A 26,667-nucleotide genomic window follows, 5' to 3' on the forward strand; every position below is an offset into this window, starting at 1 on the left:
TCCAAACCTCTTTTTACGTTTATATTTACCAGTCTTTACAGAAACTTCAGTTTCCTTTTTCCGCTTTTGCAGTGCTTTAAAATTCATTGTTTCAATATAGAAAGTATCGCCTAATTCTAACAGTCTGTTCGCTAATGTTCGATGAGATACTGTTCGAATAACCACTTGTTTCCGATGGAACTCTTTTAACTTCGCGCGAAGCTTTTTATAACGGGGTGAAAACACCCAGTATTTCTTACCCTTTTTGATGGTCCCATCAAAATGAAAGTTTTGTGGATTTGTGGCACGCATTGAACGGTTCATCTTTCTTTGGGTTAGCGTAATTTCACGGGATATCTCTTTTACTTGCTCGGCTAAATTTACCAATGAAACTTTCGTTAAAGCTGAAACAGCGACGGTGGAGATACCAATATCTAAGCCTACTTTTCCTTTACCAAGTTTTCTGTTTTTTGTCGGTGGATAACCAGCAATGACTAGATCAGCAAATAAACGCACCTTTCCCCGAATTTCTTTCTTGACGATACGAACATATTTGACATGATAAAAATCCTGAACAGTTTTTGTATCACCTTCAGAGGTTACTTTATAAGAAAACTCTGTTTTCATTTTTAAATGACGAATGATTTCTAAAGCGTACTGGTCTTTCTTTCTCACGATTAATGGCGATTGTAAATCTTTATATACGATATTTCCATCGATGTATCTCCACCCTGTTTTGTTGGTTTTGCCCTCAAAACTATCCATTTCATGCTTTTGAATGAAACGAACTTTTTTAGCTTTCCCGAACAATTTTCTGCTAAAAGTATGCCAGGCTCTCGTCGCTATTTTTTGAGCAACAGCTGAATTAACTTTGCTTCCGAAGTGTTCACGAACCGGCTTCACCCATACGTGAGAGGAATATTCCGTTAGGTGGTATTTCTCTCTTAATGTTTTTAATTCATCTTGAATATGTTTTTTATCTTTTATCAAAGCTTTATTTTGTTCATTTTTCTCTAATTTTTTCGAAACAGCTTTTAATTGACGAATAAGTTTTTTATAACGTTTTTCCCGTTTCATTTGTTTTTCTAATTTTAAATACTTGCCCAATACCGTATTGTATATTACTCTACAAATTTCTAATTCATCAAAAGCTACGGAAAATAAAAGAGGGTTTTTCTTTAACTCTAACGATAATACGAAACTCGGTGAAGATGTTTTTGCCATTTGTGAACACCTCCAATTCGAACATATGTTTCTATAATTATATTATTTTGAATATAAAAAAACAAGGGACATGCCCATGTTTTTACGATTTTTTTAGATACTTGAAGGACCAAAAAACTTCTGTTTTCGTGGCACTTCGAATCTGACCTCTCTCTCATCCCACCCCTAAAGGAGTGGGCTTTCTCGTTCGGGAAATCTGTAAAAACCTCCTGCGAGAGAAACTTCACAGAATTGAAATCAATAGCAGTATACTCCTGAGGAAAAAATGCTTCCATAAATTCTTGGAAAAATGTCTGAACTAATTCCTTGAACAGTCGATCATGATCAGTATACGTAATCCTTTCTTCTAGAATTAACATAACAACAATTACACTCCCTTTCTAGAAATTTTGATCAATTCTTGACTGAGGTATATCTGCTAACCTACATCCCTCCAGTATTTCATATCCAATTTGTTGAATTTTACAAAATTATTAAGATTTAAGGCAGTGGATCTAATCCACTGCCCCGTTTGTTTATGCTTTTTTCACTTTAACTTTTACAGTTTTGCTTATGTTTCCAGCTTTGTCTTTAGCATTTACATAAAGTGTTGCGCCGGCTGGTTTCTTTTTGATTTTGATTGTAAAGTTGCCTTTTTTGCTTGCTTTGGCTTTGCCGATTGTTTTGCCTTTGTATTTCAAGGTAACTGTTGAGCCTGCTTCAGCTTTTCCGGTTACTTTCGTTGACTTTGTTGTGACTTTATTTACTTTTGGTGCAGCAGGTGGAATTTTGTCTTTTACAATAACTGTAACTGATTTACTTACTCGGTTTGCTAGGTCTTGGCTTGTTACATATAGTTTAGTACCTGCTTTTTGTTTTTTCTTTAATTTGAGTTTGAATTTTCCTTTGCTGTCAGCTGTGCCTTGAGCAACCACTTTTTTGGAAGTGTTTTTAACGATTACTTTCACTCCCGCTTGGGCTGTACCAGTCACATACGTTGATTTATTGCTAATGGTGTTAACTTTTGGTGCTTTCGGTGCGCTGCCTTTTTTCACAAACGTTTTAAATGTCGTTTGTGCTTTTCCACTTGTAACAACGATTGAAAGCTGTTGCTTGTTCTTTTGAACCGGAATTTTTGCACTGAATGTGCCATTGGTTGCTGCAGTTGCTTTGCCAATGACTTTTGATCCTTTTTTAACTTCGACTTTTGCACCTTTAACTGTCGTACCTGTGACTTTATTTTGATTGTCATAAATCCCATTCAGTTTCACATTTAAATCAAGTTTACTAAAGATGCTGTAGGCGTTTAAACGTCCGTATCCGGAGACTAATTCGGCGCCTTGTGGAAGTGTTACCTCATCTGGGTCAATATCTATTCCACCGCCGCCTCCACCGATTAGATCAATCAGTGAGCCGCCTTCACTGCCCTTGTTATCCGTCTCTACGAATTCTACATGTTTCGATGTTTCGTGAAGCATTGTTCGTACATCGTTTGGTTTTAATTTCGGATTTTTTGATAAAAGTAATCCTGCTACAGCTGTTACATGTGGTGCTGCCATCGATGTTCCACTCAAATACGTGACATTTCCGTCTGGAAGAAGGCTTGGAATATTGCTTCCAGGTGCAACAAGATCTAAGCCAACCCCGTAATTCGAATAATCAGCGACGATGTCCCAGCTATTTGTTGCGCCAACAGAGATTGCATATTTAGATGCTGCTGGATAAGAAATCCCATATTGTCCATCATTTCCGCTTGCTGCCACAATAACAGCATTTTTGTCTGCTGCATATTTCAGTGCGTATTCTAATGTACGGCTATAGCTTCCGCCTAAGCTTAGGTTGATAACCTTTGCCCCTTTGTCTGCTGCGTATTTAATTCCGTGGGCAATTTGCTCAGTATCCCCTGAACCTGATGCATCAAGAACTTTTACAGGAAGAATTTTTGCATGCTGGTTAATTCCTTCCATCGAATAGCCATTATTGGCCTTTGCGGCAATGATGCCGGATACGTGGGTTCCATGACCGTTATCATCCAAGGGTTTTTCATTAGTATCGATATAGTTCTTTCCTTTGTCCAAAAGAACTTGGTCTTTAAGATCAGCAAGTGTGTTATCAACACCTGTATCAACGACGGCTACTAATGTATCTTTTAAATCTTTTCTATCTTTAAGTAAAGCTTGCAGTTTCTTATTCCCAATGTCTGCCCCGGCTTTACCTTCGCCCACATTATCATTTTTACCAGTATTCGTTAAAGACCACTGATTTCCGGATTGGATGTCCGTTGATAATGCTTTATAAGTTTGGACTTTTTCGACATATTCAACGTCTGGAAGCTTCTCAATTTGCGAAACAGTTGCTTTCATTGCTTTGTTTTTGGATTGAGCCGACATGCCTGAAAAATGATCTTCATCTAATTCCACGACAAACATATTATCAAATAATGAATCATTATTCTTTACAGATAAAGCAGATAAAGAGCGAGCTTTTGCTTTTACTGAGCTCAATTTCTTGCCTGATTTAAGTTTAACGATGTATTTATTTGCGGTTTGTGTAGGTAGTTTGATTCCTACTTTAGCGATTACATCTGCAACTTCTTTTCCTTTAAGATTTTTAATGTTAACCTTACTTGCAATGCTTTCCATTTCTGCTTTTAATTTTGCCGGAACAGCGCCTACTGATAGATCGTACAATACGTTAATTGCAGTTTCTTCCTTCTCACTAATGACATGTGAGTTATTTCCTTTATTTAAATCAGTAATAAGTGGTTTTAACACTTCTAAATTTTTATAAACTTCTTCTCTAGCACTTTTATTAACTACTAATTTTACCGCTAAAAATGGTGCGGATTTATAATATAAAGAAGATAGTTTCTTACCTTCTTCTGATTTAGATAGGATTCCATCACGGAATTGACGAATAGACTTTAGCAGTTCTGCTCCGCCTTTTTGCCCTTTCGCACCAATTTCCACTGGGCAATCAGATCCTGATGAAGTATCTGCGTTTGGCTTTAGTTTTTCCCCTTTAGTGGATAGCGTGTAGTCTGCAGGAATAAACTCATTTTCTCCTGGTGGTACTTCCTCGTCGATCATCATTTCTTCCATATCTTCGTCGTATCCATAATACTCAACTTTAATGTAGTATGGACCTGTCCATGCATATGGGAAATGAACGACCGCAGCCGATGTATCGGGTTCTGTGTAAGTACTTGTCCGATATTGGTCATAGGTAATATCTTTTTTCGCGTTTTCTTTATTCGCGTACACCGTTACATAGACCATTTGGTCGCTATCTACTGCTAGATGCATATGCGAAAATTTGTTTACGTCCGCTGGTGAGATTTGATACCAATGAACACCTGGCTCATTAAAAGTACTATTAATACTACCAACAGCTTTAAGTGGGATTGCCTCCTCAATGGATGCGCCTGATTTTGTTTCGGCACGATAGCTTTGCGGCATAATGAATCCCACGATTAATGAGAAAATTAGAACCAATGCCGTCAATTTGCTTAACTTTTTTACCTTCACATAATTGCCCCCTTGTATTGTTTTTTGTAAAAGCTTCTCCAAATCTATAATATTTCCGGATGTATTATTTTTCAATCTAAATCTATTTTTGCCAGCGGAAAAGTTTTCGACAAAAATTCACTATATTTCGACATTTCCCTATTGACCTGTCGAATTCTCCCTTAGTACTATAAAAGAAGTTAGCAAAGTTGGGAGTGTTATATATGGGACAGCGTGGTAGAAAAAAAGGAGCAAGCGGAGAAGAAAGTCGTGCACTTTTGCTAACGATTGCTGCAAAGGAATTTGCAAATCATGGATTTTATAAAACGAAAATAAGCAATATCGTGAAAGAGGCAAATGTCACACAGCCTACCTTCTATTTATACTTTCAAAACAAGGAAGCAATTTTCCAAGAATTAGTCGACTCCTTCCGTGACCGGATATTCACGCTTACTAAATCGAGTAAGCTCGATTCGGATATTGTCAGTGAAAATGTCCCGGATAAAATTTCCGCAGGATTAGCGAACATCCTTACATTCTTTAATGAAAATCCCGATTTAACACGGATTGGCTTCTTCATGGCACCGGAATCCGAAGAAATTAAACGTCAATTAGCTTGGCAGATTAAGATGAATCTTGATTCAGAAGTGCAAAATGGCTACTTCCTTCCGAATCTGGACACAAGCCTTTTTTCGGAAATCCTCGTCGGAGCCATCGAACGACTGACCATTACCCACTTATTTCAAGGGAAAGATACCCCGGAAAACCTCGCTGTTCATATGGTTCGGCTATTTTTATACGGGGTAGGCCGAGACTACTAGGTGAGTAGGCCGAGGTTCTTTTTCGCTTCCGCAGCATAGTTCACATTACCTATTTCAGAATACACGCTACAAATTTACCTCAACCAATTTCAAAAATGCTATAACAACCGATTATTTGACAGTCACAAAATTACCGAAGACGGGAAACGTCCACTTTCCTATCCCACAAAATGAAATTATTATTTGTTAATAATTCATATAATTTCGAATAGAAATAGTACTATTAAATTAGCGAAAATAGTATGTTAAAATAAATCACGTTAATTACTATTGTTGTGAAAACATAGCAATAACGCATATTAGACCAATATCTGCGAACAGCTTGAAAAATAGAATATAAATAGGCCAATAGTTCTAGCACACCAAGAAATCCGGATATTAGACTAGGATGAAAGTCTTTTTTTATTGTCAAAAAAATATGGAAGGAGCTAAAAATAGCAATGTTGTATGATTTTAAAATGAGTAAAAAACATGTATTCGATTATGGTGACATACGACTCAGTCGAAACCAAATAAAAAATATATTTTACCAAAATCTTCAATCCATTCAGCGATTAACTATTAATTTTGAAAATGAAACGATATTTTTAACCAAGGATGAAATCATAGAAATTATTATGACAAAAGTCCAAAGAAGAGAAGTAATTAAAATAATTCATATGATTTCTTTAATCAAAAATCGACAATCAGATGTAAGCGGCTACCTTAAATATATTTTAATAGGAATTCTTGCAACAAACGAATAATAAATTTACATATTCTGGAGGAAATTTCAAAGTGAAACGTATGAATAGTTTTAATCGAATGTCTACTAAACTAATAGCGGGAATATTAGTGATGACATTCATCATCAGTATAACAATCGGGGTTTTCAATTATCAATTTGCGAAAAAAGAACTAATAGAAAGTGGAAAATTGGACTTGCAGCATCTCGTCCAAACTGCCTTATCGACTCTAGAAACATTAAATCAAGAAGTGACTAGTGGACAAATTACATTGAATGAAGCTCAAGAAAAAGCTCGTGAAATTCTGAATGGTCAGAAGGTTGACAATGAAAAAGTTATCTACGACTATACGAAATCTCCCTTTTTGTACAAAAAGAATGGATATGTTTTCGCCATTAATTCAAACCGAGAAGTAACGTTGAATCCAATTACACCAATTGGAACAAATGACAATTCAGCAGATGCTGTTAATGTTCGAAACAACTTAATAAAAGCAGCAAAGGCAAATAACCATTTCTACACTTACAACTGGAAAAATAAAGGCGATGAGAAACCACGGGAAAAAATATCTTATATGAACTACTTCGAGCCATGGGATTGGAATATTGGAATCGGAGCATACACAGACGAATTTTATCAAGGCCTGGAATCTTTAAAATGGATGACCATCATTATTTGTGCATCTATCACGATCATTTGTCTGCTCGTTTTCTATTTTGTAGTGAAAAAGAAATTCAAGATACTAGGAACGATTACGGATGTTTCTATGGAAATCGCTAACGGGAATTTAAATGTTGCAAAGCTTCCAGAATCAGCGGATGAGCTTGGACAACTTAGTACCTCATTTAATAAAATGGTTCGCGAATTGAAAACGATGCTTCATCATTTACAAGATATGAGCACGAATTTGGTAGACTCAGCTTCAAATTTATCAGCTGTATCAGAGGAAACGACTGCCAGCGGTGAAGAAGTAAACAGTGCCCTTACTGAAATTACCCAAGGAATGGTCGCACAAGCTTCCGACACAGAAGAAACAAGTAGAAGCATTGAATTATTGTCAACCTCTATCGAAAAAGTAAATGAACACCATAGCGTGATAAAAGATATCACAGTTTCGTCCGAAAAAGCAGCAACGAATGGGATGAAAATGGTCGAACAGTTAAAAAAATCAAATGATAATTCATTAAAATCTGCCGATGATATTAGTATAGGTATTACGAATCTATTTAATAAAATCCAAAATATCTCAAGCATTACGAAAACAATCAATGGGATTTCTGACCAAACGAATTTACTAGCATTAAACGCAAGTATCGAAGCAGCTCGTGCGGGTGAACACGGGAAAGGATTCGCTGTTGTCGCACAAGAAGTGAGGAAACTTGCTGAAAGCTCGCAACAAGCCACTGCCCATATTCAAAATATGATTACTGAAATTGAAAAAGATACTGAAGCAACAGTAATAGCGATGACTAATACGATACAACATTCTCAGCAATTAAATGAGGTAGTGGGAAAAACAGAAACAGAATTTAACAATATTCATTCAACTGTTACAAAATCTGTTCAAGCAATTGAAAGCTTGAGCACAGAAATTGAAAACATCACAACACAAAGTGAGCAAATCAATGCGGCCATTCAAAACATTTCAGCCGTGTCTGAACAAGCTGCAGCATCAGCTGAAGAAATCACCGCATCTGTAGATGAACAAATGAACGCACTTCAAACTACAACTACACTTGCAGAAAAGCTGAACAAACTAAGCGAAGATTTAAACCAAACCATTCATCATTATAGATTATAGTTTCAAAAAAGCGGAATAGACTAAGACAGAGAGTTTTTTCACTCTCTGTCTTTTTTAGTGAAAAGTTTGAACGAAGGAGTCATGAGTATAATCTTAGAGAGCTCTTTTATCCGATAATCGTAAAACTGTTGAAACAGGCTTTTCAAGATACGATTGAAAACCGTATAGGATTAGGGCAAATGACATTGAGGCAATCAAATGATGGATTCGTGTGAATTTAACATATTTGATAAAATTTATTTTTTCAAAAAAGGTTAGTATTGGAAATGCATAAATTAGATTTTGAACCAAATTGGTCAACATAAATAACCAAAACTTCCGGAAAGTTAAATGGAAAATCCACAATGTTCCTACCGCAAAAGGACCTAGAATAACACTTAATATGTTTTTAATCCTCGTTTCTGGACCACCTTTTACTTTCCAAAAATTAAAAGGAGTTCCAATAAACACAAGGGTCAAGACTAATAATGCTGACATTGTAGAAGTTGGAAGGTATCTTTTAACAGTTTTTTTAGGTATAAAAAAAACAGTTAGCCAAGACAAAATGAATCCTACTCGAATCAAGGGTACAATCATAAACTTTCGCCTCCTCTTTCCGTTTTAATTTAGATTTGACCATTACAAAAGATTTATGCATTATAAAAACGGTTTGTGGATCATAGCGTCGGATTTTTTTCGCTGGTTTTTGGTTTGTGGCGCATGGAAATCGATTTGTGACTCATAGATTTTAGTTTGTGACTCATACTTTCGGGTTTGTGGATCATAGCAGCAGATTTTTTTCACCGGTTTTTGTTTTGTGGCGCATGGAAATCAGTTTGTTACTCATAGATTTTAGTTTGTGACTCATACTCTCGGGTTTGTGGATCATAGCAGCATTTTCTTTTCCACGTTTTTCGTTTTGTGACTCAGGGAATTCCCATCAATCACAGTTATGCCTCAAAAAAGATAAAAAAAGTCATTCCCAAACATTTAAAATGCTTGGGAATGACTCAAAAAGGGTGGAGACGACAAGATTTATAATTTCCTTCTAAGTTCAATCACATCTTCTATACTTAACTTAGTCATCCTTGCTATTTTTTCATTTGAAAAGTTTTCACGAATGAGCTCACAGGCTAAATTTCTACGTTCTTCTAAACGGCCTTTTTCTAAGCCTTTTTCTAAGCCCTTTTCTATTCCTTCATTCCTATAGAGCTCAAAAACTTCTGCAAGTGTTGGTGATGGCACTTTTTCGGAATGGATCATGTATTTTGCCTCCTTTGTGATCATAGGTATAATTTCATCCCTTAGTTTTTTCGTCAAGGCTTCTGGAATCTTCAATAAATAGTCAATGAAATAAAATAATGCTGAGATCGTTGTGTGGTTTTCTTTATGCGGATAATGTCCTTTTTCCAGAACGTCTAATAATAATTGGAGTTTTAAACGGGAACGTTCCTCGTTGTCTTGTTTCGTTTGATTAAGATAGATGACTATACTCCTCTGTTTCTTCTAGGACAAGAAAGTTTGACATTATTTTACCACAACCTTTTAAAAAAATAATAATGCATACAAATATTATAATAAAATGAGAACATACATTCTAATCAAAAGAGTCGCTATCTCCGCGTTTGCCCCATTCATAAACAAATGACCTACATAAACTGTTTAAAAAAAGGAAGTGTTTTCTTTGCAACATTCTACTTCAGAAAAAACGAGGGTTGATCCTTCTAATCCGGAAACGATTCCGAAATTTGTTGATGAACTACCGATTCCCGCTATCGCAAAACCAAATCGAATGGTTAACGAAAACGATCCTTATTATGCAATTGAAATGAAGGAAGCTAAGCATCAATTTCATAAATACTTTCCAGCTACAACGATTTGGGGATATAACGGGATGTACCCCGGTCCCACTTTTCATGTGAAAAAGGATGAAACCATTAAAGTAAAATGGATGAATCGTCTACCGAGTCAACATCTATTACCAATCGATCGTACACTTCATGGGACTTCTCATTCTCCAGATGTTCGAACAGTCGTTCATGTTCATGGGGCTCACGTCGCATCTGATAGTGATGGACATCCCGATGCTTGGTTTACGCGGAATTTTAAAATTAGAGGGGAAACCTTTAAACAAAAGGTGTATGAATATACCAATCATCAAATGGGGGCCACTCTCTGGTACCATGATCACGCCCTCGGGGTTACTAGATTAAATGTCTATTCCGGTCTTGCTGGTTTTTACCTCATTCGAGATCCTTTAGAAGAGGAGCTGCAACTTCCAAGCAGCGAATATGAGATTCCTTTAATGATCCAGGATAAATCATTTAATCCAGACGGTTCTTTATTTTATCCCGAAAATACTAATCCACCTGCAGAGGTAAATCCTTCGGTTGTGCCAGCATTTATCGGCAATACGATTGTTGTCAATGGGAAGGTTTGGCCTTTTTTAAAACTAGAGCCGCGCAAATATCGTTTTCGATTGGTAAATGCATCGAATACGAACGGCTATACATTAAAGTTTGAAAATGACCATCCTTTTTATCAAATCGGCACAGATGGAGGGCTTTTGCCGGAACCCGTTAAACTAAACTCACTCGCTTTAGAACCGGCAGAACGAGCGGATATTATCGTTGATTTTTCAACATTAAATGGGCAATCATTGATCCTTAAAAATTCGAATGACGAAGGAGATCTTGGCTTCATCATGCAATTTCGGGTGGTCTTACCACTTTCGGAAAAAGATATGAGCAAAATTCCGTCATCACTTTGTACTGATGAACCGTTAACGGAGGAAATGGCCACAAAAACGAGATTGTTGACAGTGGGGGCAACAATCGATCAATATAACCGACCAATGCTATTGCTCGACCATCGCATGTGGGATGATCCAGTAACCGAAACACCTTCGCTAAATAGTGTTGAGATTTGGAAATTTATCAATACAACCCCATTCGCCCATCCAATCCATGTCCACCTTGTCCAGTTTAAAATTTTACATCGAAGACCATTCAATTTGGATCGCTTCCTAGAAGACGGCTATATTCAATATACAGGACCAGCGATAGAGCCTAATGACAATGAAAAGGGATGGAAAGACACAGTGAGGGCCGATCCCGGGATGGTCACAAGCATCATTATGCGGTTTGAAAATTTCACAGGTGATTATGTTTGGCATTGTCATATTTTGGAGCATGAAGATTATGATATGATGCGGCCGATGAAAGTGATAGAGTAATAGGATAGCGGGACTATTGATCCCGTCCACTGTCCTATTCTATCTCACTATAGTTAGCCATAAATAAACACCCCAAAAGTTAGATTTTCACTCTAATTTTTGGGGTGCAGTACACGTTGGGTGGTTTTCTTGTTATCTAGTACATTTTTTCGAAAGACATGTGCTGCAATTTCTCGCACAATCCCCTTCGAAATTTCACGAATCAATTCAAGAAATGTTTCCATGATCATCACCTCCTTCCTTTAACGGAAGAAGTGACAACCAACCACCCTCACAATATTCAGTTGCAACTTTATTTTATCATACTATATTGACCTTTTAGATTAACACCCTTCGACAAAATTCGAGTGTTGGAATTAAAAAATAGGTAGTAATTTGTAGAAAAATCCTATATCTTTTTTATTCCTAATTTCATAAACTAAACTGTAGTTTTGCGCTAAAATAAACGTATAACAAACTCTAAAAGAGGAGGAGCTTATGAAAAAAAGCTTAAAGATTTGGTTCATTGGTGTTATTCTGTTTGGCTTGCTAGTGGGTACTTCGCAATCTGATTCATTTGCTGCAAGCAGTAAGAAAGTTCTAAGCACTGAATTCAAAAATGGGTTAGTCAGTTTTATGCAAAATGGGAAATATGGAATGTTAGATAAAAAAGGGAAAGTTGCCATTAAACCGCTATATGAAGAAATCGATCAATCCGAACGTGCAAATTTAATACGTGTAAAAAAGAACAAGAAATACGGGTTCATTAATCAAAAAGGGAAAGTCATTGTTACCCCACAGTATGATTTTACCGAGGTCGGTTTAAATAATCCGATCATAGTGATAAAGAACAATAAGTATGGATTAATCAATACTAACGGAAAAACGATTGTAAAACCGAAGTATGAGGAAATTGACAGATTCAAAAACGGTGTTGCCTACTTTAAATACAAAGGAAAGTATGGAATCATCGATAAAAATGGGAAAGTTATACTCAAGCAAACCTATGATAAAATCAACGATAATACTGGCGGAGTGTTTACTTTTTCGCAAAATAAAAAGCATGGGTTACTGAATAAGCAAGGAAAAGTTATCGTAAAACCAGTTTATCAATCTATCAGCCATTTTGGAAATGGGACATTCAAAATAAAGAAAGATGGCAAATACGGAATAATTAACACATGTGGAAAAATCATCGTTACCCCAAAATATGACCGTATTTCCACGTTATTTAATGGGTTTGCCCAAACAATGATAAAAGATAAGTACGGGTTCATTAGTGCGAAAGGGAAAATTATTACCGAACCGCTCTATGATTCCGTCAGTGTATTTAGAAGAGGGCTTGCTCCAGTTATAGTCGAAGGAAAGCTAGGCTATATCAATACAAACGGAAAAGTGATTGTTAAACCACAATACGAGGAAGCTTACGATTCCGATGGAAGTTCACTTTATGAATTTTGGCAAGATGCCGCAGTTGTTATGAAAAACGGAAAATATGGAGTGATAAATAAAAAAGGGAAAGTCATTCTCGATTTCAATTATGACTCAATTAGTTTATTTAACAAAAACGGTTTAGCGATTATTAGTAAAAATAAGAAATACGGTTTGATTAATACAAAAGGCGCGATAATTGTAAAACCAACTTATGAATATTTAAGAGCTGCAACCTACGGAGACGGTGAGTTTACAGGTAATTTTGTTATTTTTAAGAAAAATAACAAAGAAGGTGCTCTAAATAGCAAAGGTAAAGTCATCATTAAACCGATATATGACCGTATCGATCCATTTCAACATAAAGGGTTGATCCGCATCATGAAAGGATCTAAATATGGGATCGCCACTTCATCGGGAAAAGTGATCGTTAAGCCAAAATATGAAGATATCGGCATGTTTTACAAGTCCGAAAATTATATAACCTTTATTTCCTATAAAGGACAATACGGATTTATCAATGACAAAGTGCAAGTTGTCGTAACTCCTAAATATGATCAAGTCGGAGCTTTCAAAGAAGGGCTCGCTTACGTGAAGAAAAATGGAAAGGCGGGATTCATTGATAAAAAAGGGAAAGTAGTTATAAAATTGAGCTATTATTAAGAAGACTAGACAAAGACCAAATCGTATATTGATTTGGTCTTTGTTTTGTCCTTGTGCTTGGAGTTTGATCGGTTCTTTCATCTTTTTGATTAATATTCTCGGATGATATTTGTTTGTCAGTGATTGCGTATTTATAGTTACCGAAGTTTAACTCTTCACGAAATGAGTTAATCAATTATCCCGCTGGCGGTATCCTTTTAATCTCCAGTTAACTACTTGAACAATGACATTTGTTCATTTTTTTTTATACCATTATCAATGTCACTATTCTTATTAGACTTGTTCCCCAATTTATTTACATCATTCAAAGAACGAATCGTATAAAATTGTTTATCTGGAGTAAAGTAAACTAATACCTTTTTATTTAAATTAACAAGATTATGAATATTATTTAGCGTACCCTTACTTTTACCATTCCATATCATAAATCCGTAATCTGCCTTTTTAGCCATTTCCAAATCCTTTGCAGCGTAAAAATCGAAACCCTTCACGTTTCTATCTACATCTACTTTATAAACTTCCCATTCTCCAATATTATTTCTAGCTTTTCCGTTTGATGCGAATACTCTTACCTTATTGTAGTTTAATGAATGGCAAAATTCCTGAATTTGTTTGTCAACTCCGTTCGCATCTCCAACTAGAACCGTGAAATTATTTTTAATAATATTGTTTAGTCTTTCCATTACATCCTTATTTAATCTAGAAATAGCCCTAGGTCCCGCTATAAAAACATTCATTTTTTCACCTTCTTGTTTTGGTCATTGTTAATACATATATGTTATTTACGTTTTGATCATTCTTCAATTCTTTCGCTGTTTCATTTAAAGTTTTTCCCGATTGATATAAATCATCAATAATTAATAAATTTACTTTTCTTAGAAAACGCTTTGTTCTAACAATTGATCCTGTAATTTCATTTTTATTATCTGTCACCAAATTTTTGGATTGTGTAGGATTATTCTTTTTAATAACATCAAACAAGACCTGTTTTTTTAAATGCTCGCCTATTTTTTGACTTAATTCGAAAACTGGTTGAAATCTTCTTTCTATTGAAGGTGGAACAGGTATAATGTAATCAATTTTGTTAGAGATACCCCAAAGATTAAGAAAAGGCCCTATTAACTGGACAATACTTTCAGCCTTAAGTTTGTCTTTTTTATACTTTAATTCATAAAGTAGCTGACCAATTTCGGTTCTTTTTGTATCGAACAGCTCACGGCCCCATTCGTCTACTCCTAAGTATTCGCTGTAAATTATATGATAATCAAAAGCAAACCCTTCTATCCAATTTCCGTGTAATTTAATTGGATTTTGTTTATTCATTATTTTCCTCCCTTTATTTTAACATATAGTTCTTTTTGTATAATCAGGACTTTAGTATAAGAAAGAAAGTTCTTTACGGATTATTTTCATGCATTTAATATTTCACTATACCTTTAAATCGATTGATTTACTGAAGGTAAAACCAAAAGTCTACTATTTAGGTTTATTACATTTTGGGAATTCTCTAAAACTATTTACCTATTTAGTTATTCGACATTTTATAAATATTTTCCTTTTTTTTTGACGAATATTATTAAAATGCAGGAAAAAATATAACCGTTAAAATATGTATTTTCTTGCTTGATCCCTTCCATATGGACCATCCGTCCTTCGATTTAGTATATTGATTGATTTCAATCCCATTATCTAGCCCTCTTATCACACTATTTCCGAATACAATTAATTTAATGATATGCATAATCTTTATGTTTTCTAGTCCACGTAATAAAATGGTAAAATTTTCTTTACAGATTCGATATAGTTCTTTATAATTACATTGTTTCATGTAACTTTTATCTTATGAAACTTCCAAAAATGGAAAAGGCAAACTCTTTCGATTTCAGGATGCTAACGGTATTTCACCTATAGATTGGAATCTAAGAGTTACTAGTATGGCACTTTTTCATCAAGGAGGGATGGCATTTTCATAAAATTGGAAACTTCTGTATTTTAAAAAAATTATAATTGGGGGATTATTTATGAATCGTATGATGAAAGCAATAAGTCTTAATGCAAAAATAGTTGTCATTCTGGCTCTTCTATTAAGCGGAGTTCATCTATTTGCAAAGAAAGCAGCTGCTGCAGAATTTAATTTACCTTTAAATACAAATGTAAAAGGTGTTCTTACGAAAAACATCACCAGCAATACATATACTGTTGAATTAAACAAGGCAGGCAGATTCTTTCTAAATGTTACCTCTTATGTAGATTCCGACACTTACATTCGACTATTAGATGATGAAAATGATGTCGTATTCGATGATTATACTTCAGGTAGTTCAGAAAGTCCTGCTAAATATACGAATTGGGTGGATTTAGAACCAGGGAAATATTTTGTAGAAATTTACAATAAATATGACTGGGACGAGAATATCGGGAATTACACTTTAAAAGCCACTTTTACTGCTGCAAATAATAATGAAGTCGAACAAAACAATGGAACAGTAAACGCACAACCGTTAAAATTCAATCAAGCTGTAACAGGCTTTTTATCCTGGAATGATGAGGTTGATTTCTATAAAGTAACACTTCCGAAGGCTGGACGATTTCATATCGACTTGAATACCTATATCGACTCAAACACTTATATTAAATTACTTGATAATAATAATGAGACAGTTTTTGACCATTATACGGAAGGTAGTTCAAAAAACCCTGCAAAATACTATAACTGGGTGGATTTAGAGCCAGGTGACTATTATCTAGAAGTGTACAATAAGTATGATTGGGATGACAATACAGGGAAATATATTTTAAAAACTTCCTTTACCCCAGCAAATAATAATGAAAAAGAATCAAACAATGGAACGATTGAGGCACAAGCTCTTCCATTTTCTCAAACAGTAACAGGCTTCTTATCTTGGAACGATACTATTGATTATTATAAATTTACCCTTCCAAAGTCAGGAAAGGTTACTTTTAATAGTGTTTCTTATGTTGATGAGACTACTTTTTTCCAACTGATTAATAGTCAAAATGATGAGCTATTAAGCGATTATGTAGAAGGAAGCTCAAAAAACCCTGCAAAATATTCTAAAACAATTGAATTAAAAAAAGGAACTTATTTCTTTAAGGTTTATAATAAGTATGACTGGGATGACAATACAGGGAAATACACTTTAAAAATTACTTCACCCGTGGTGCTCGCTCCGTTAACAGTCGATAAAGTAAGTGATAAATCAACTGTTATAAAGGGAAAAACAGCTAAAAATCAAGAAGTTATTGTAAAAGCTTCAGGAAAAACCTATAAGAAGAAGGCAAATTCAGTGGGGGCCTTTTCCATTAATATTCCGAAGCAAAAGGCTGGAACAAAAATTGAAGTCAGTGCCAAAAACAAATATGGCACAAAGAAAGTATCCATTACTGTTCTAGATAAAACTCCTCCAAAAACACCAACAATTAAGAAAGCAACAGTAACCTACGTAGAAGGTAAAGGGGAAAAAGCTTCGACTATTTATGTGTATAAAGGATCGAAGCTAGTCGGAAAAGCGACCGTAGGAAAAAAAGGTACCTTTAAAGCGAAAATATCAAAGCAAAAAAAAGGTTCGAAATTAGTTGTTTATGCAAAGAATAAAGCCGGGAATAAGAGTGGTTCCAAAACAGTGAAGGTAAAGTAAGAGGAAATTTTTATACGATAACGGAAAACAGAGAGCCTTTTGAATGATTGGATCTCTGCTTTTTTTTAGGACAAAGAATACGCTATTTTCTAAGAATTAGGTAAAAGTAAACAATATGCCCGTAAAATTTTTAAAAACTTAGAAACAAAAAATCTTGATAAGTAATATCAACTTGCGAATAGATATTCTCTTCCCGATAATTGGATGCAAATGAATCCGATTAACAGACTTGATTATAGCGGTGTTAAACTGCATGTTGGTTTCACTATGTTTGAAAAATAAACGGAAAAATTCCGCTTAATTTGGGAAATACCCATATTTCCCTCAAAATAGAGGGAATTTTTCCGCTTATTTTATTCAAATCTTTGGATTTCGGCTTATTTAGAGCAGTTAATCGGAAAAATTCCGCTTATTTCTGCTTCTTAATCCTCCATTAGATACATTAGCCGGAAATTCTCCGCCTATCCCATTTCGAGGTTTAGCATGGTGAATTCCCCAAACTTTTCCATAAGTTATTTATGGGATATAATCCGATAGTTTACAATTAAACAAAACCATATTATTAAGACTAAAGTACCCTTGGACAACATGATCCAAGGGCACATTTTTGTTACTTTATTTCCGTCGTCTTAACAAGCTTATTCACCTTAAAATTCCAATCGGCATCTACTTTAATCTTATAAATCGATTTATACGCTCGAAATTTATCCTCATCCTTCTTAGGAGAATAGATATTATATTCTTCATAGGTAGATACTTCAAACGTAGTTGCATCCAATATTTTGTAGTCGGTTACTTCCACATTTAGGCTTTCTTCTGTTATTCCTTTTTCGTATAAATATTTTGCGTAATCTTTAGATTCCTTGTATGCTGGACCATCTGGGTCAAGTTTATCAGATACATAGGAAAAGTCATTGGAATTAATGGCTGACACACTATCCGATAAGTATGATCTCATAAAGTCCGTTAAAGCTGTTTGTGGATCCTCTACCTTTTCCGTTGGTGATTCATCAAAGGTTAAGTTGATATCGTCATTACTTGTAACGGTAATAATTTGGGATTTTTTAGAACCTGTCGGGAAATTTCGTTTGGCATAAATTTTGACAGAACCATCTGTTGCGATTGGACCAATTTCTTCTGAATCACCTACAGACATTCCGATATCTTTGTCATTAATAAAGATTTCGGCATCACTGTAATTTGAATAGACACTTATGTAGTCACCTTCGAAATTTATTTGATGCTCCAACACATTGTCGCTTGCCTCTGAAAAGTCTACTTTTTCTTTTGCTTTAAAAGTAGAATATTTACCAACGCTTTCAGCTTCAATTTGGAATGTACCAGGGAACGTTTTGCCGAGATCTACCACATCATCTTCCGACTGTATTGTTTTTGCTTTTTTCCCTTTTATAGATACCTTCGTATTTGGGAAATTTGAGGAGACCTTAACATCGATAGGGATAAATTTTATAACATATTGGTCAAAAATGCCCCATTTTTTCTTAGCTTTCTTTTGTAAAATAAATAATTCATTCCCGTATTGATCCTTTATTGGGTATAACTTTTGATCACCTTTAATCTGACTGCTTTGTTTTTGGAGCTGTTTTACTAAGTCCGAGAATTCATTTTCCTTTGTCAAATAAGAGATATACCCCTCAACATCATCTGCTTTTACGAGAATTTCTGTTTGGCCATCATTCATGAGCTTTGTTAAATCTTTCGTATCTTTCTTTTTTACAGCAGTTTCAAATTTATCAATAACCTTATTCGGTTTATATTGCTCTGATAAAAAAAGATAGGCTCCTATTACAATAATGACGAGAGCAAATATAGGAATAATATAATACCATGCTTTTTTCGGAAAGTGATAGGAGCTTTTCACCCTTGTTGAGGATGGTTGCAATGGTACCTCTTCCCCGTTTTTTTCACCACATTGATTACAAAATGTTTGTCCCTGCTGAAGCTTGCTTCCACAATTCTTACAAAAAGTCATATTCATTTCCCTCCTATGCTTTCTTCACGATCTTATTTATAAAGGAGCCGGCATAAGATACGATGAATGAAAAGATGAAACTTCGAATAAACATTCCAAACGGATGAAAGCCAAAAAATAAAGAGGTTGGCTTGTTGATTACATCCGTACCATTGTATTTTAAGACCATTTCCAAATTTGTGAATCCAGCGGTTATACTCATGAATAATGAGTAAATAAGGGAAAAAAGAATAACTGACTTCCAACTAAATGTTTTTGATTTCCCCATTTTGTATCCAGCATATAAAAATAGAGCAATAGGAATAATTATCGCTAGTTTTAAATAAAGATCGATATGATGTGAAGTAAATGAATTTTCTAAAACCCACATCCCTTCACTTACCGAACCTTCGCCTTTAAATCCGGAGAAAATGTGATAGGCAAGATTCCCCTTTTCATTACCTACATTATAATTGAAACCGAATGGTGCGAAATGTAACGAGGACCAAATATAAAACCCGAATTGTAATCCAAATGTTAAATAATAAAATACCTTCATTTTACTCACAGTAAAGAAATCAATATTTTGCTCAAGATATTCAAAGAAGTTATATTTAGAGCCAATAACCCAAAACACAATAATCGAAACAATAGCAAACAGGCCAAAACCTCTATAGAATACGGAAAAACCTTGATGAATTGCTTGACCAAATTGCGGAATTTCTTTAAGATTACCTGTCGTTTTTCTAAAATTCATAGCAAAAAGTATTCCTAAAAAGCTAAATAAGATTCCAAAAAATAGAGTTGACACGAAAACACCAAAAATGGAATAGTTTACTCCCATGTGAAAACTAATATTAAATCCGTGATCGTGAATATTGATTTTCTTTGAAAATCCACTGAACAATGAAAAAATAGAAAGAATGATAGCATAACAAATTCCGATTCCAATAGATTGATTGAATCGTTTCATCAATGAGGTATTTTGAATCTTTCTTCCGGCATAAATGCCTGCCAAAAATAATCCTATGAATGGACCAATTAAATAAATGAGCATTCCGATTCCAACGGTCACACTGCCATTAAAATAGCCTTCGTCTCCAAAAGCACTACCCTTTACACTTGCCGCAATCTTAGGTATTTGTAAGTGTTCGGCCATCACATAATCTGTAAATCCAACAATCGAATCTAATTTAGGCATATTCGTGTCCGTCTCTGTTTCAATTTCCGATAACATATCAGTAAAATTTGTGCCATCCATACTCTCAGTTATCAAGCTATTTAATATAGATTTCGAGCCTGTCATTAAGATCAACGCAAATACAATGACCACTACAAAAGCGGCAACAGCAGAGAGCAGAGACTGCTTTATGTCAAAATTAAATTTAAACCACTTTTGTGCAGGAATATTTGTTAGATCAGCAGATTTTGTCCAAACAACTTCATTCGTACCGTTCCGGGCCGCGACTTGACCACTTACTAGAACATGTCCGCAAGAGGAACAGTATGAATCCGATTTACTCGTTTTCGTTCCACATGATGCGCAAAAAGCACCATTCTCACGAAAATTTACTTTTATATCTGTTTTCTTTAACCTTGTCCCATCATTTGAGCAGTATAAATCATGTTTATTATTTAAATGCCCACATGTACTACAATACATAGATCTCTTCCCCCCGTTGATTAGATGGCAACTTTCATTCCACAGCATTTGCAAAAAGATGAAGTTTCAGGAATTTCCTCTTCACATGACTGGCATACAATGGTCGATCCCAAATCAACTTCTGATTGAATCTCTACCTTCGTACCACAGACACCACAGAATTTGTCATTTTCACTAATAGAAGCACCACACTGGCATTTATGGGCAATTTGATTTTTCTTACTCTGTAATTCAATACTTTTTTGGGCATTAAAGATCATTTTATCGAGTGCGACAATAGATTGTGTAATATCACTGAATTCAGATTGAATGATCTCCCCCTCACGATGCAGCCGATACACTGACTCACCTAATTGAAGGATTAACTCTGCACGTTTGGTCATGTTTTCCTGTACAAGCTTTTTCAATTGGCTAATCTCTTGGGCCGTCTGTAGCTTCTGTTTTCCTTGTTGTAAACTATCTTGGAGTATATTCATTCCTCCACCGAGCTTTGTTTGTAAGTCGCTCATTTTTTCCCCTCCGATTTTGAAATCTTGTATTGCCAATAATTGAGATTAATTTTCTACTTAGGTAGATCGTTAGTATGAATACAAATTAACTATGATTCACTCAAAATATCGACAACAGTAAAATAGTACTAGTATATTTTTCCTGCCCCTTTATGATTTTAAATTTTTTCTTAAATTTATGTCAATAACTTTCGGTAGAGTTTTACAAAAATTATCATAAAATGACATCCTTTATTGCAATTGTATGAAATCCGATGGTTTTTGATTGGTTCATTCTTATTTTTGATCGGTTCTTTCTTAATCGATTGATTGGTGAGTATTTTTTTGAGTGGTTCTCTCTTTTTTATGATTGGTATTAACAACTTGATCGGCTAACATTTTTCCGATAAAAAAAGACAGAGAGTTCGATACTCTCTGTCTTCGTGTCAAAGAAAATTGGGACCTGCAATGTTTGAACAATTCTCTATTATTTTTTTACAACTACCTTTTTAGATGCACTCTTCTTGCCATTTTCTACCGCATAAACGGTTAACGTTTTGCCGGCTTTTTGTTTTTTGATTTTGACTGTGTATTTGCCGGATTTGTTTGCTTTGGCATGGCCGAGTGTTTTGCTTCCGGCTTTTACATAAACAGTCGAACCAGCTTTTGCTTTTCCTGTTACTTTCGTCGAGCTTGATTTAACCGTATTTACGGTTGGTGTTGGTGTTTGGACAGTTACATTTTTTGCTTTGCTGACGTTTTTCGCTTTGTCAGTTGCTGTAACGGATAGTTTTGTTCCGGCTTTTTGCGCTTTAATCTTCACGCTGAACTTGCCATTTTTATCCGCTTTGGCAGAACCCAGTTTCTTCTTGCCTGCCTTAATTGTAACCGTTGAACCAGCTTCCGCTTTTCCTGTTACTTTTGTTGTGCTGCTTGTTACTGTGTTGACTGTTGGTGCTTTTGGAGCTGTTTTGTCAACGACAGTTACTGTTGTTGCTTTACTTACATTTTTTGCTTTATCTGTTGCGGTAACAGATAGTTTTGTTCCGGCTTTTTGTTTCTTAATTTTCACAGTGAATTTGCCGGCTTTGTCTGCTGTCGCCGTACCAAGTGTTGATTTGCCAGCTTTGACAGTGACTTTTGAGCCTGCTTCTGCTTTTCCTGTTACTTTTGTATCTTTGTCAGATACTGTGTTTACTTTTGGTGCTGCAGGTGCTGTTTTGTCTAATACTGTGACAGTTGTTGCTTTGCTTTCGTATTCGCCTACTTTAGCAACGACAGTTAATTTGGATCCTGCCTTTTGTTTTCCATTAAGGGTAACTCTAAATTTGCCATCTTTATCAACTGTGTTTGCGCCTACTAGTTTCGTGCCATTTTTCACTAAAATAGTGGCATTTTTAGAAGCTGTTCCTGTTACTTTTGTATCTTTATCAGATACCGGATTCACTTTTGGTGCTAATGGTACTACTTTGTTGATTTTGATGACTTTTGTAGTTACGTGACCAGCTAAATCGGTCAATTGTAATTCAAAAATATTTTCCCCTGGCTTATCATCAAGCTTTAGAGTTAATGGTACTTCTTTAGAATACTTTCTTTGCTCATATGGTTCGTTTAATACATGTTTTTCTACTAGGTCACCATTCATAACAAAGCGGATTTCATCAAAGTTGTCAGCAATTGTAGCTGTTACTTTCACTTCTTTCGTGTTGACATCCACCTGTCCTTTTGCAGGTAATCCTTTTACATCAATTGTTGGTGCAGTCGTATCTACAAATACTTTACGAGCAAATTGTAGTTTATTTCCCTTTTGATCGACACCTAAAACGAAAATTTCATGTACTCCGTCTTCTTTAAAGGTAATCGTATCGTCAAAGTCGTATGTGGCATCTTCTTTATTCCAATGCGTTTTGACTACTTGATATGGGGCTCCCTTTTGCGTATTAATTCGAACCTCTAGTTTATCAATAGGAGATTTCGCTGTAATTTTACCGCTAAAAGGAACTTCCTTTTCACCATAAACACCTAATGCTTCTGGTTCTGATGTGCTTGGATCAAGATACGGAATTGTACCATCATTTACTTCGTTCGTAACAGTTGCAGAGTTGCCTGCATAGTCAAAGGCACGTACAGTAATCGACGCCTTTTCAAGATCAGGAATAGCTACTGCTTGTGCATCACCAGAAAGGTAACCTAAAAGTTCACCATTTGCAATGATTTCATAGTAACTTATTCCACTTCCATCATCTGCTGCGTTAAAAGATAAAACTCCTTTATCGTATTTCAAATTGTTAATGATTGGTGCTTTTGTATCAACGATTACTGGTACTTGTACAACTTGTGGATCTTTCCCAGCGTAATCGATTTGCGATTTAATTTGGTAGTAATATTTACCATCTGGTACTACTTTATTATTTGCTTTACCATTCCATTCATTTAATGAATCGTATGAATAATAGGATCCTGGTCTTGATGCATCATAGTAGTTTTTCCTTTGATCATAATCAACATTTAATTTACGGATTTGTTTTTTATCTTTGTCTAGGATGCTGTATTCCACAGATTTACTATTTCGTAAGAATGATAATACAGGTGTAATAGCATCACTTTCTCCGTCACCATTTGGAGAGATGGCAATTTTATCTTTATAGAATTCTTCTTTTACAGGATCAAATCCTAAATCATAGCCATTCTCATCAACCATTTCTGATACTCCATAGAATGATTCTTCATCATCATATACCATCGCATCAAGAACTGGTGGTTGGTTCCAGTCACCTTTGAAGCCTAAGTATGGAACGGAAAGACTTGGAGCTTCATCTTTCACATCTTTGAAAGTAACGAATCCTTCAACGAAGTAGCCGTTTTTCATTAATGCTGTTAGCGCTTTATCAGCATCAGAAAGATCAATGCTTACTGTAACGTCTTTTGTTTTACCCGCTTGAACAGTTACTTCAGAATCGACCGATACTTTTGCATCTTTAATTTCTTGTGCTGCTTCTGCATTTAGTAATCTGCCATCCTTGTCTTTTCCGATTAAGTCAGTTAATGGTTTAGTATCTACTTTATACGTTACATCTTTATCACTAAAGTTCGTTAATGTTAATGTAAAGTCGAATTTGTTGCTTGTAATTTCTTTTAAATTTACTTTCGGTGCGTTTGTGTCTTTTGCGGTTACATAGACAGGTGTTGTTACCGCTGCATCAAGTTTCATTAATCCAGCACCTTCACGGCGAGGTGAATAGAATGTTTTCACATCTGGATCAACAAGTGGAACGGCAGTATTCATTAAAAGTGTTTTTGCCTGTTCAACTTTTTCGGCACCTGTTAAGTCTTTAAATAAATCATTTTGTTTCATATACTCTAATACAAGTGCTGCTCCACCTGCAACATGTGGTGCCGCCATTGATGTACCGCTCATTAAACCATATTGGTTGTTGTTAAGCGTTGAATAAATTTGTCCACCTGGTGCAGTGATTTCCGGTTTGAAGTCAAGATTTGGTGTGACACCCCAAGAAGTAAAGTCACTCATTTGACCTGCACTTGGATTATCGATTTCCGATTTTTCACCTTTGAAAGTGATTTTTACAGCTTTCCCTTTATCCAATTCAGCTTTTAATTTTTCCCCATCTGCTCGTAGCATGAATAGTTGAGGTATTTTAATTGTTGCTTCTGATGCCATACTTACGAGACCTGTTTGGTTATTGTAAATAATTACACCAGCTGCTCCTGCTGCCTGTGCATTTTTTGTCTTTGTAACAAAATCAAGTGTTCCACGTTGTACTAACGCATACTTTCCTTTGAAATCTTTCCCTTCGAAGTCGGTAACATCACCGATTCCCGCTGCCAATACATCGAAGGTTTTTTGTTTAACATCATTTGGATGAACACTGCTTACTGAAAGATAAGCAGCTGTCCCTTTTTCACCGTTAATATCATATTCAAGGCCATCCACTTGCATTTTTGAATTTTCAAAAGATGCGACAGAAATGGATTCCGGCGAAAGACTTGGAGAACCAACAAGACCGATATCCGGGTTGGATGCTAATGGGTTAAGTGTTCCGCCACCAATATTTGTTGAGTTACCTGCAGAAATTGACATTAACACACCATTGTCTACCGCACGTTTAATCGCTTGTTGTTCAGGATCATTTTTATCAACAAATGATGCTGTTGAACCTAAGCTCATGTTCATTACATCAGCACCAAGCTGAATACCATCATCAATTGCTTTAATATAAATATCACCGAATGTCGACGGCATTGCTGGGTCGTTTCCGAATACTTTAAGTGCTAGTAATTGTGCTTCAGGTGCAACCCCTTGAATTCCACCATTTTTTTCGTCCCCGTTTGCTGCAACAGTACCTGATACGTGCATACCATGCATTGATGCATCAGGACCTAGATCCCTAATTTCATCGTTTTTATCTGCATAGTTGTATCCATAAGGAACTTTTTCTGTGTAGTATTTTCCCGGAAGCTTGTCCTTTGTAATGATATCTTTTACGGAGTTTTCCGATAGTTTCGCTTTTTTATTATCTGATAGGATCATATCTTTATGACTAGAATCGATTCCTGTATCGATGACACCGACAACCATTCCGTCACCTTTGTATTTAAGATCCCATGTTTCTTTTGCACCTACAAGATCTTTACTTGAGATCATTTGTGGTGTTACTTTAGGACGCTCATATTTATTTGTAATGTAGACATTTGCTACATTCGGAAGCTTTTTTAGCTCATTAATTTTTCCATATTCAATATGACCACTTATTCCGTTTACAACGGTTGTAAACTTATTTTCAACTTTAAGGTTGATTTTCTTTTCTTTTACATCTGAAATAAAATTGGTTTGTTGTTTATTTACATCTGATTGTAGTGAGGCTTGTTTTGATTTTGGTAGGTCTTTATAGCGTTTCCCTTGCTTTGTCGCATATTCAATCGCTGGTTGGCCTTTTAACTCAACGATAACACGGACTTTTTCGTTGCTTTTATACTTTTGTGAATTTTTTAATTCACCTAATCGATTTTTCTTATTTAATGATTGTTTTAACTGTGATTTGGTGCTTGAATTCGTTTGCGCATTTGCCTTTGTACCTGCGAACGCACTTGAGAATGCAAGGAAGAAAATAATCATCATGAGTGCTATTTTCTTCATTTTCTTGAACTGCTTCACACGTTTCCCCCCGTTTCTAGTTTTTAAGACAAAAAATGACTCTGTTGATTATCAACAAAGCTTCTTCCAAAAAGACTAGTTTTATAGCCCCCTTTCAAATTAATAGAAAAAATTGCATAGGTAGGACAAATTAACCTATACGATAAAAACTTATCACTTTTAATACGTTTAGTAAATAGAGAATATACTAAATTAGTCAAAAATTTATAATGTTCTACTAATTGATTATTTATTTTACATCCATTGGATAATATAAAAGGCTTTTTTACTAGAGTGATAAATGGCTTTTTCGTTAAAAAAGTAAAAATGAGGTCGAAATGGAGGGCGTTCGTGCATCTCGTGTTTGCTTTTTCTTGTATTCCTGGTCGAATTGGGTACCCCCAACATCAA

18 protein-coding genes are annotated in these 26,667 nt (G+C 35.3%); 6 read left to right on the plus strand and 12 right to left on the minus strand.

Annotated elements, in window-relative coordinates; all coding sequences use genetic code 11:
- A partial coding sequence (locus tag B5V89_RS05380) for a hypothetical protein (RefSeq protein ID WP_108070814.1) occupies positions 1–1,203 on the minus strand: 1,203 nt, incomplete at its 3' end.
- A 515-nt stretch (positions 1,204–1,718) separates the two neighbouring features.
- A complete protein-coding gene (locus tag B5V89_RS05390; RefSeq protein WP_244913443.1) occupies positions 1,719–4,709 on the minus strand; it encodes a S8 family serine peptidase in 2,991 nt (996 codons plus the stop codon).
- Between the two features lie 203 nt (positions 4,710–4,912).
- Here B5V89_RS05390 and B5V89_RS05395 point away from each other — a divergent pair, with 203 nt between their 5' ends.
- From B5V89_RS05395 to B5V89_RS05405, 3 genes are all read left to right on the plus strand, one after another.
- A complete protein-coding gene (locus B5V89_RS05395) occupies positions 4,913–5,509 on the plus strand; it encodes a TetR/AcrR family transcriptional regulator (protein WP_108070816.1) in 597 nt (198 codons plus the stop codon).
- Between the two features lie 440 nt (positions 5,510–5,949).
- Entirely contained in the window at positions 5,950–6,255 is a 306-nt protein-coding gene (locus B5V89_RS05400; RefSeq protein ID WP_108070819.1) for a hypothetical protein, read from the plus strand.
- 40 nt (positions 6,256–6,295) lie between these two features.
- Entirely contained in the window at positions 6,296–8,035 is a 1,740-nt protein-coding gene (locus B5V89_RS05405) for a methyl-accepting chemotaxis protein (protein WP_244913448.1), read from the plus strand.
- A 93-nt stretch (positions 8,036–8,128) separates the two neighbouring features.
- Here the strand turns inward: B5V89_RS05405 and B5V89_RS05410 are convergent, their stop codons facing one another.
- Complete coding sequence (locus B5V89_RS05410; protein ID WP_108070823.1) at positions 8,129–8,611, minus strand: hypothetical protein; 483 nt, start codon at positions 8,609–8,611, stop codon at positions 8,129–8,131.
- Positions 8,612–9,049: 438 nt separating this feature from the next.
- The gene (locus B5V89_RS05415; protein WP_107921387.1) at positions 9,050–9,277 is read right to left on the minus strand and encodes an RpnC/YadD family protein; all 228 of its coding nucleotides are present in this window, start codon (positions 9,275–9,277) and stop codon (positions 9,050–9,052) included.
- A gap of 421 nt (positions 9,278–9,698) precedes the next feature.
- On the opposite strand from B5V89_RS05415, the gene B5V89_RS05420 reads away from it, so the two are divergent.
- A complete protein-coding gene (locus B5V89_RS05420) occupies positions 9,699–11,249 on the plus strand; it encodes a multicopper oxidase family protein (RefSeq protein WP_280523950.1) in 1,551 nt (516 codons plus the stop codon).
- 92 nt (positions 11,250–11,341) lie between these two features.
- Here B5V89_RS05420 and B5V89_RS20570 read toward each other — a convergent pair whose 3' ends face one another.
- A complete protein-coding gene (locus B5V89_RS20570) occupies positions 11,342–11,473 on the minus strand; it encodes a hypothetical protein (protein ID WP_258223542.1) in 132 nt (43 codons plus the stop codon).
- A 253-nt stretch (positions 11,474–11,726) separates the two neighbouring features.
- Between B5V89_RS20570 and B5V89_RS05425 the strand changes: the two genes are divergently transcribed.
- On the plus strand, positions 11,727–13,322 hold the full coding sequence (locus B5V89_RS05425; protein WP_108070826.1) for a WG repeat-containing protein: 1,596 nt from the start codon (positions 11,727–11,729) through the stop codon (positions 13,320–13,322).
- A gap of 212 nt (positions 13,323–13,534) precedes the next feature.
- Here B5V89_RS05425 and B5V89_RS05430 read toward each other — a convergent pair whose 3' ends face one another.
- The 3 genes from B5V89_RS05430 to B5V89_RS05440 all read right to left on the minus strand — a co-directional run bounded on the left by B5V89_RS05430 (position 13,535) and on the right by B5V89_RS05440 (position 15,150).
- The gene (locus B5V89_RS05430; RefSeq protein ID WP_066231903.1) at positions 13,535–14,059 is read right to left on the minus strand and encodes a hypothetical protein; all 525 of its coding nucleotides are present in this window, start codon (positions 14,057–14,059) and stop codon (positions 13,535–13,537) included.
- Positions 14,060–14,063: 4 nt separating this feature from the next.
- Positions 14,064–14,645, minus strand: coding sequence for a ComF family protein (locus B5V89_RS05435; RefSeq protein ID WP_108070828.1), 582 nt, complete (start codon positions 14,643–14,645; stop codon positions 14,064–14,066).
- Positions 14,646–14,898: 253 nt separating this feature from the next.
- Complete coding sequence (locus B5V89_RS05440) at positions 14,899–15,150, minus strand: hypothetical protein (RefSeq protein WP_066231898.1); 252 nt, start codon at positions 15,148–15,150, stop codon at positions 14,899–14,901.
- Between the two features lie 193 nt (positions 15,151–15,343).
- On the opposite strand from B5V89_RS05440, the gene B5V89_RS05445 reads away from it, so the two are divergent.
- The gene (locus tag B5V89_RS05445) at positions 15,344–16,981 is read left to right on the plus strand and encodes an Ig-like domain-containing protein (protein WP_108070830.1); all 1,638 of its coding nucleotides are present in this window, start codon (positions 15,344–15,346) and stop codon (positions 16,979–16,981) included.
- 610 nt (positions 16,982–17,591) lie between these two features.
- Here B5V89_RS05445 and B5V89_RS05450 read toward each other — a convergent pair.
- The 4 genes from B5V89_RS05450 to B5V89_RS20575 form a co-directional block, all read right to left on the minus strand.
- Positions 17,592–18,974 carry a zinc ribbon domain-containing protein gene (locus tag B5V89_RS05450; protein WP_066231894.1) on the minus strand — a complete coding sequence of 461 codons (1,383 nt, stop codon included), beginning with the start codon at positions 18,972–18,974 and terminating at the stop codon, positions 17,592–17,594.
- A 13-nt stretch (positions 18,975–18,987) separates the two neighbouring features.
- Entirely contained in the window at positions 18,988–20,616 is a 1,629-nt protein-coding gene (locus B5V89_RS05455) for a zinc ribbon domain-containing protein (RefSeq protein ID WP_165797750.1), read from the minus strand.
- 20 nt (positions 20,617–20,636) lie between these two features.
- Positions 20,637–21,125, minus strand: a complete 489-nt coding sequence (locus tag B5V89_RS05460; RefSeq protein ID WP_066231885.1) for a zinc ribbon domain-containing protein — start codon at positions 21,123–21,125, stop codon at positions 20,637–20,639.
- A 466-nt stretch (positions 21,126–21,591) separates the two neighbouring features.
- Positions 21,592–26,277 (minus strand): Ig-like domain-containing protein, encoded by a 4,686-nt coding sequence (locus B5V89_RS20575; RefSeq protein ID WP_181294610.1) that lies wholly within the window; start codon positions 26,275–26,277, stop codon positions 21,592–21,594.
- Positions 26,278–26,667: the final 390 nt, after the last annotated feature.

This window comes from Heyndrickxia sporothermodurans (genome assembly GCF_003055045.1).
In the GTDB taxonomy this organism is placed as follows: Bacteria; Bacillota; Bacilli; order Bacillales; family Bacillaceae_C; genus Heyndrickxia; species Heyndrickxia sporothermodurans.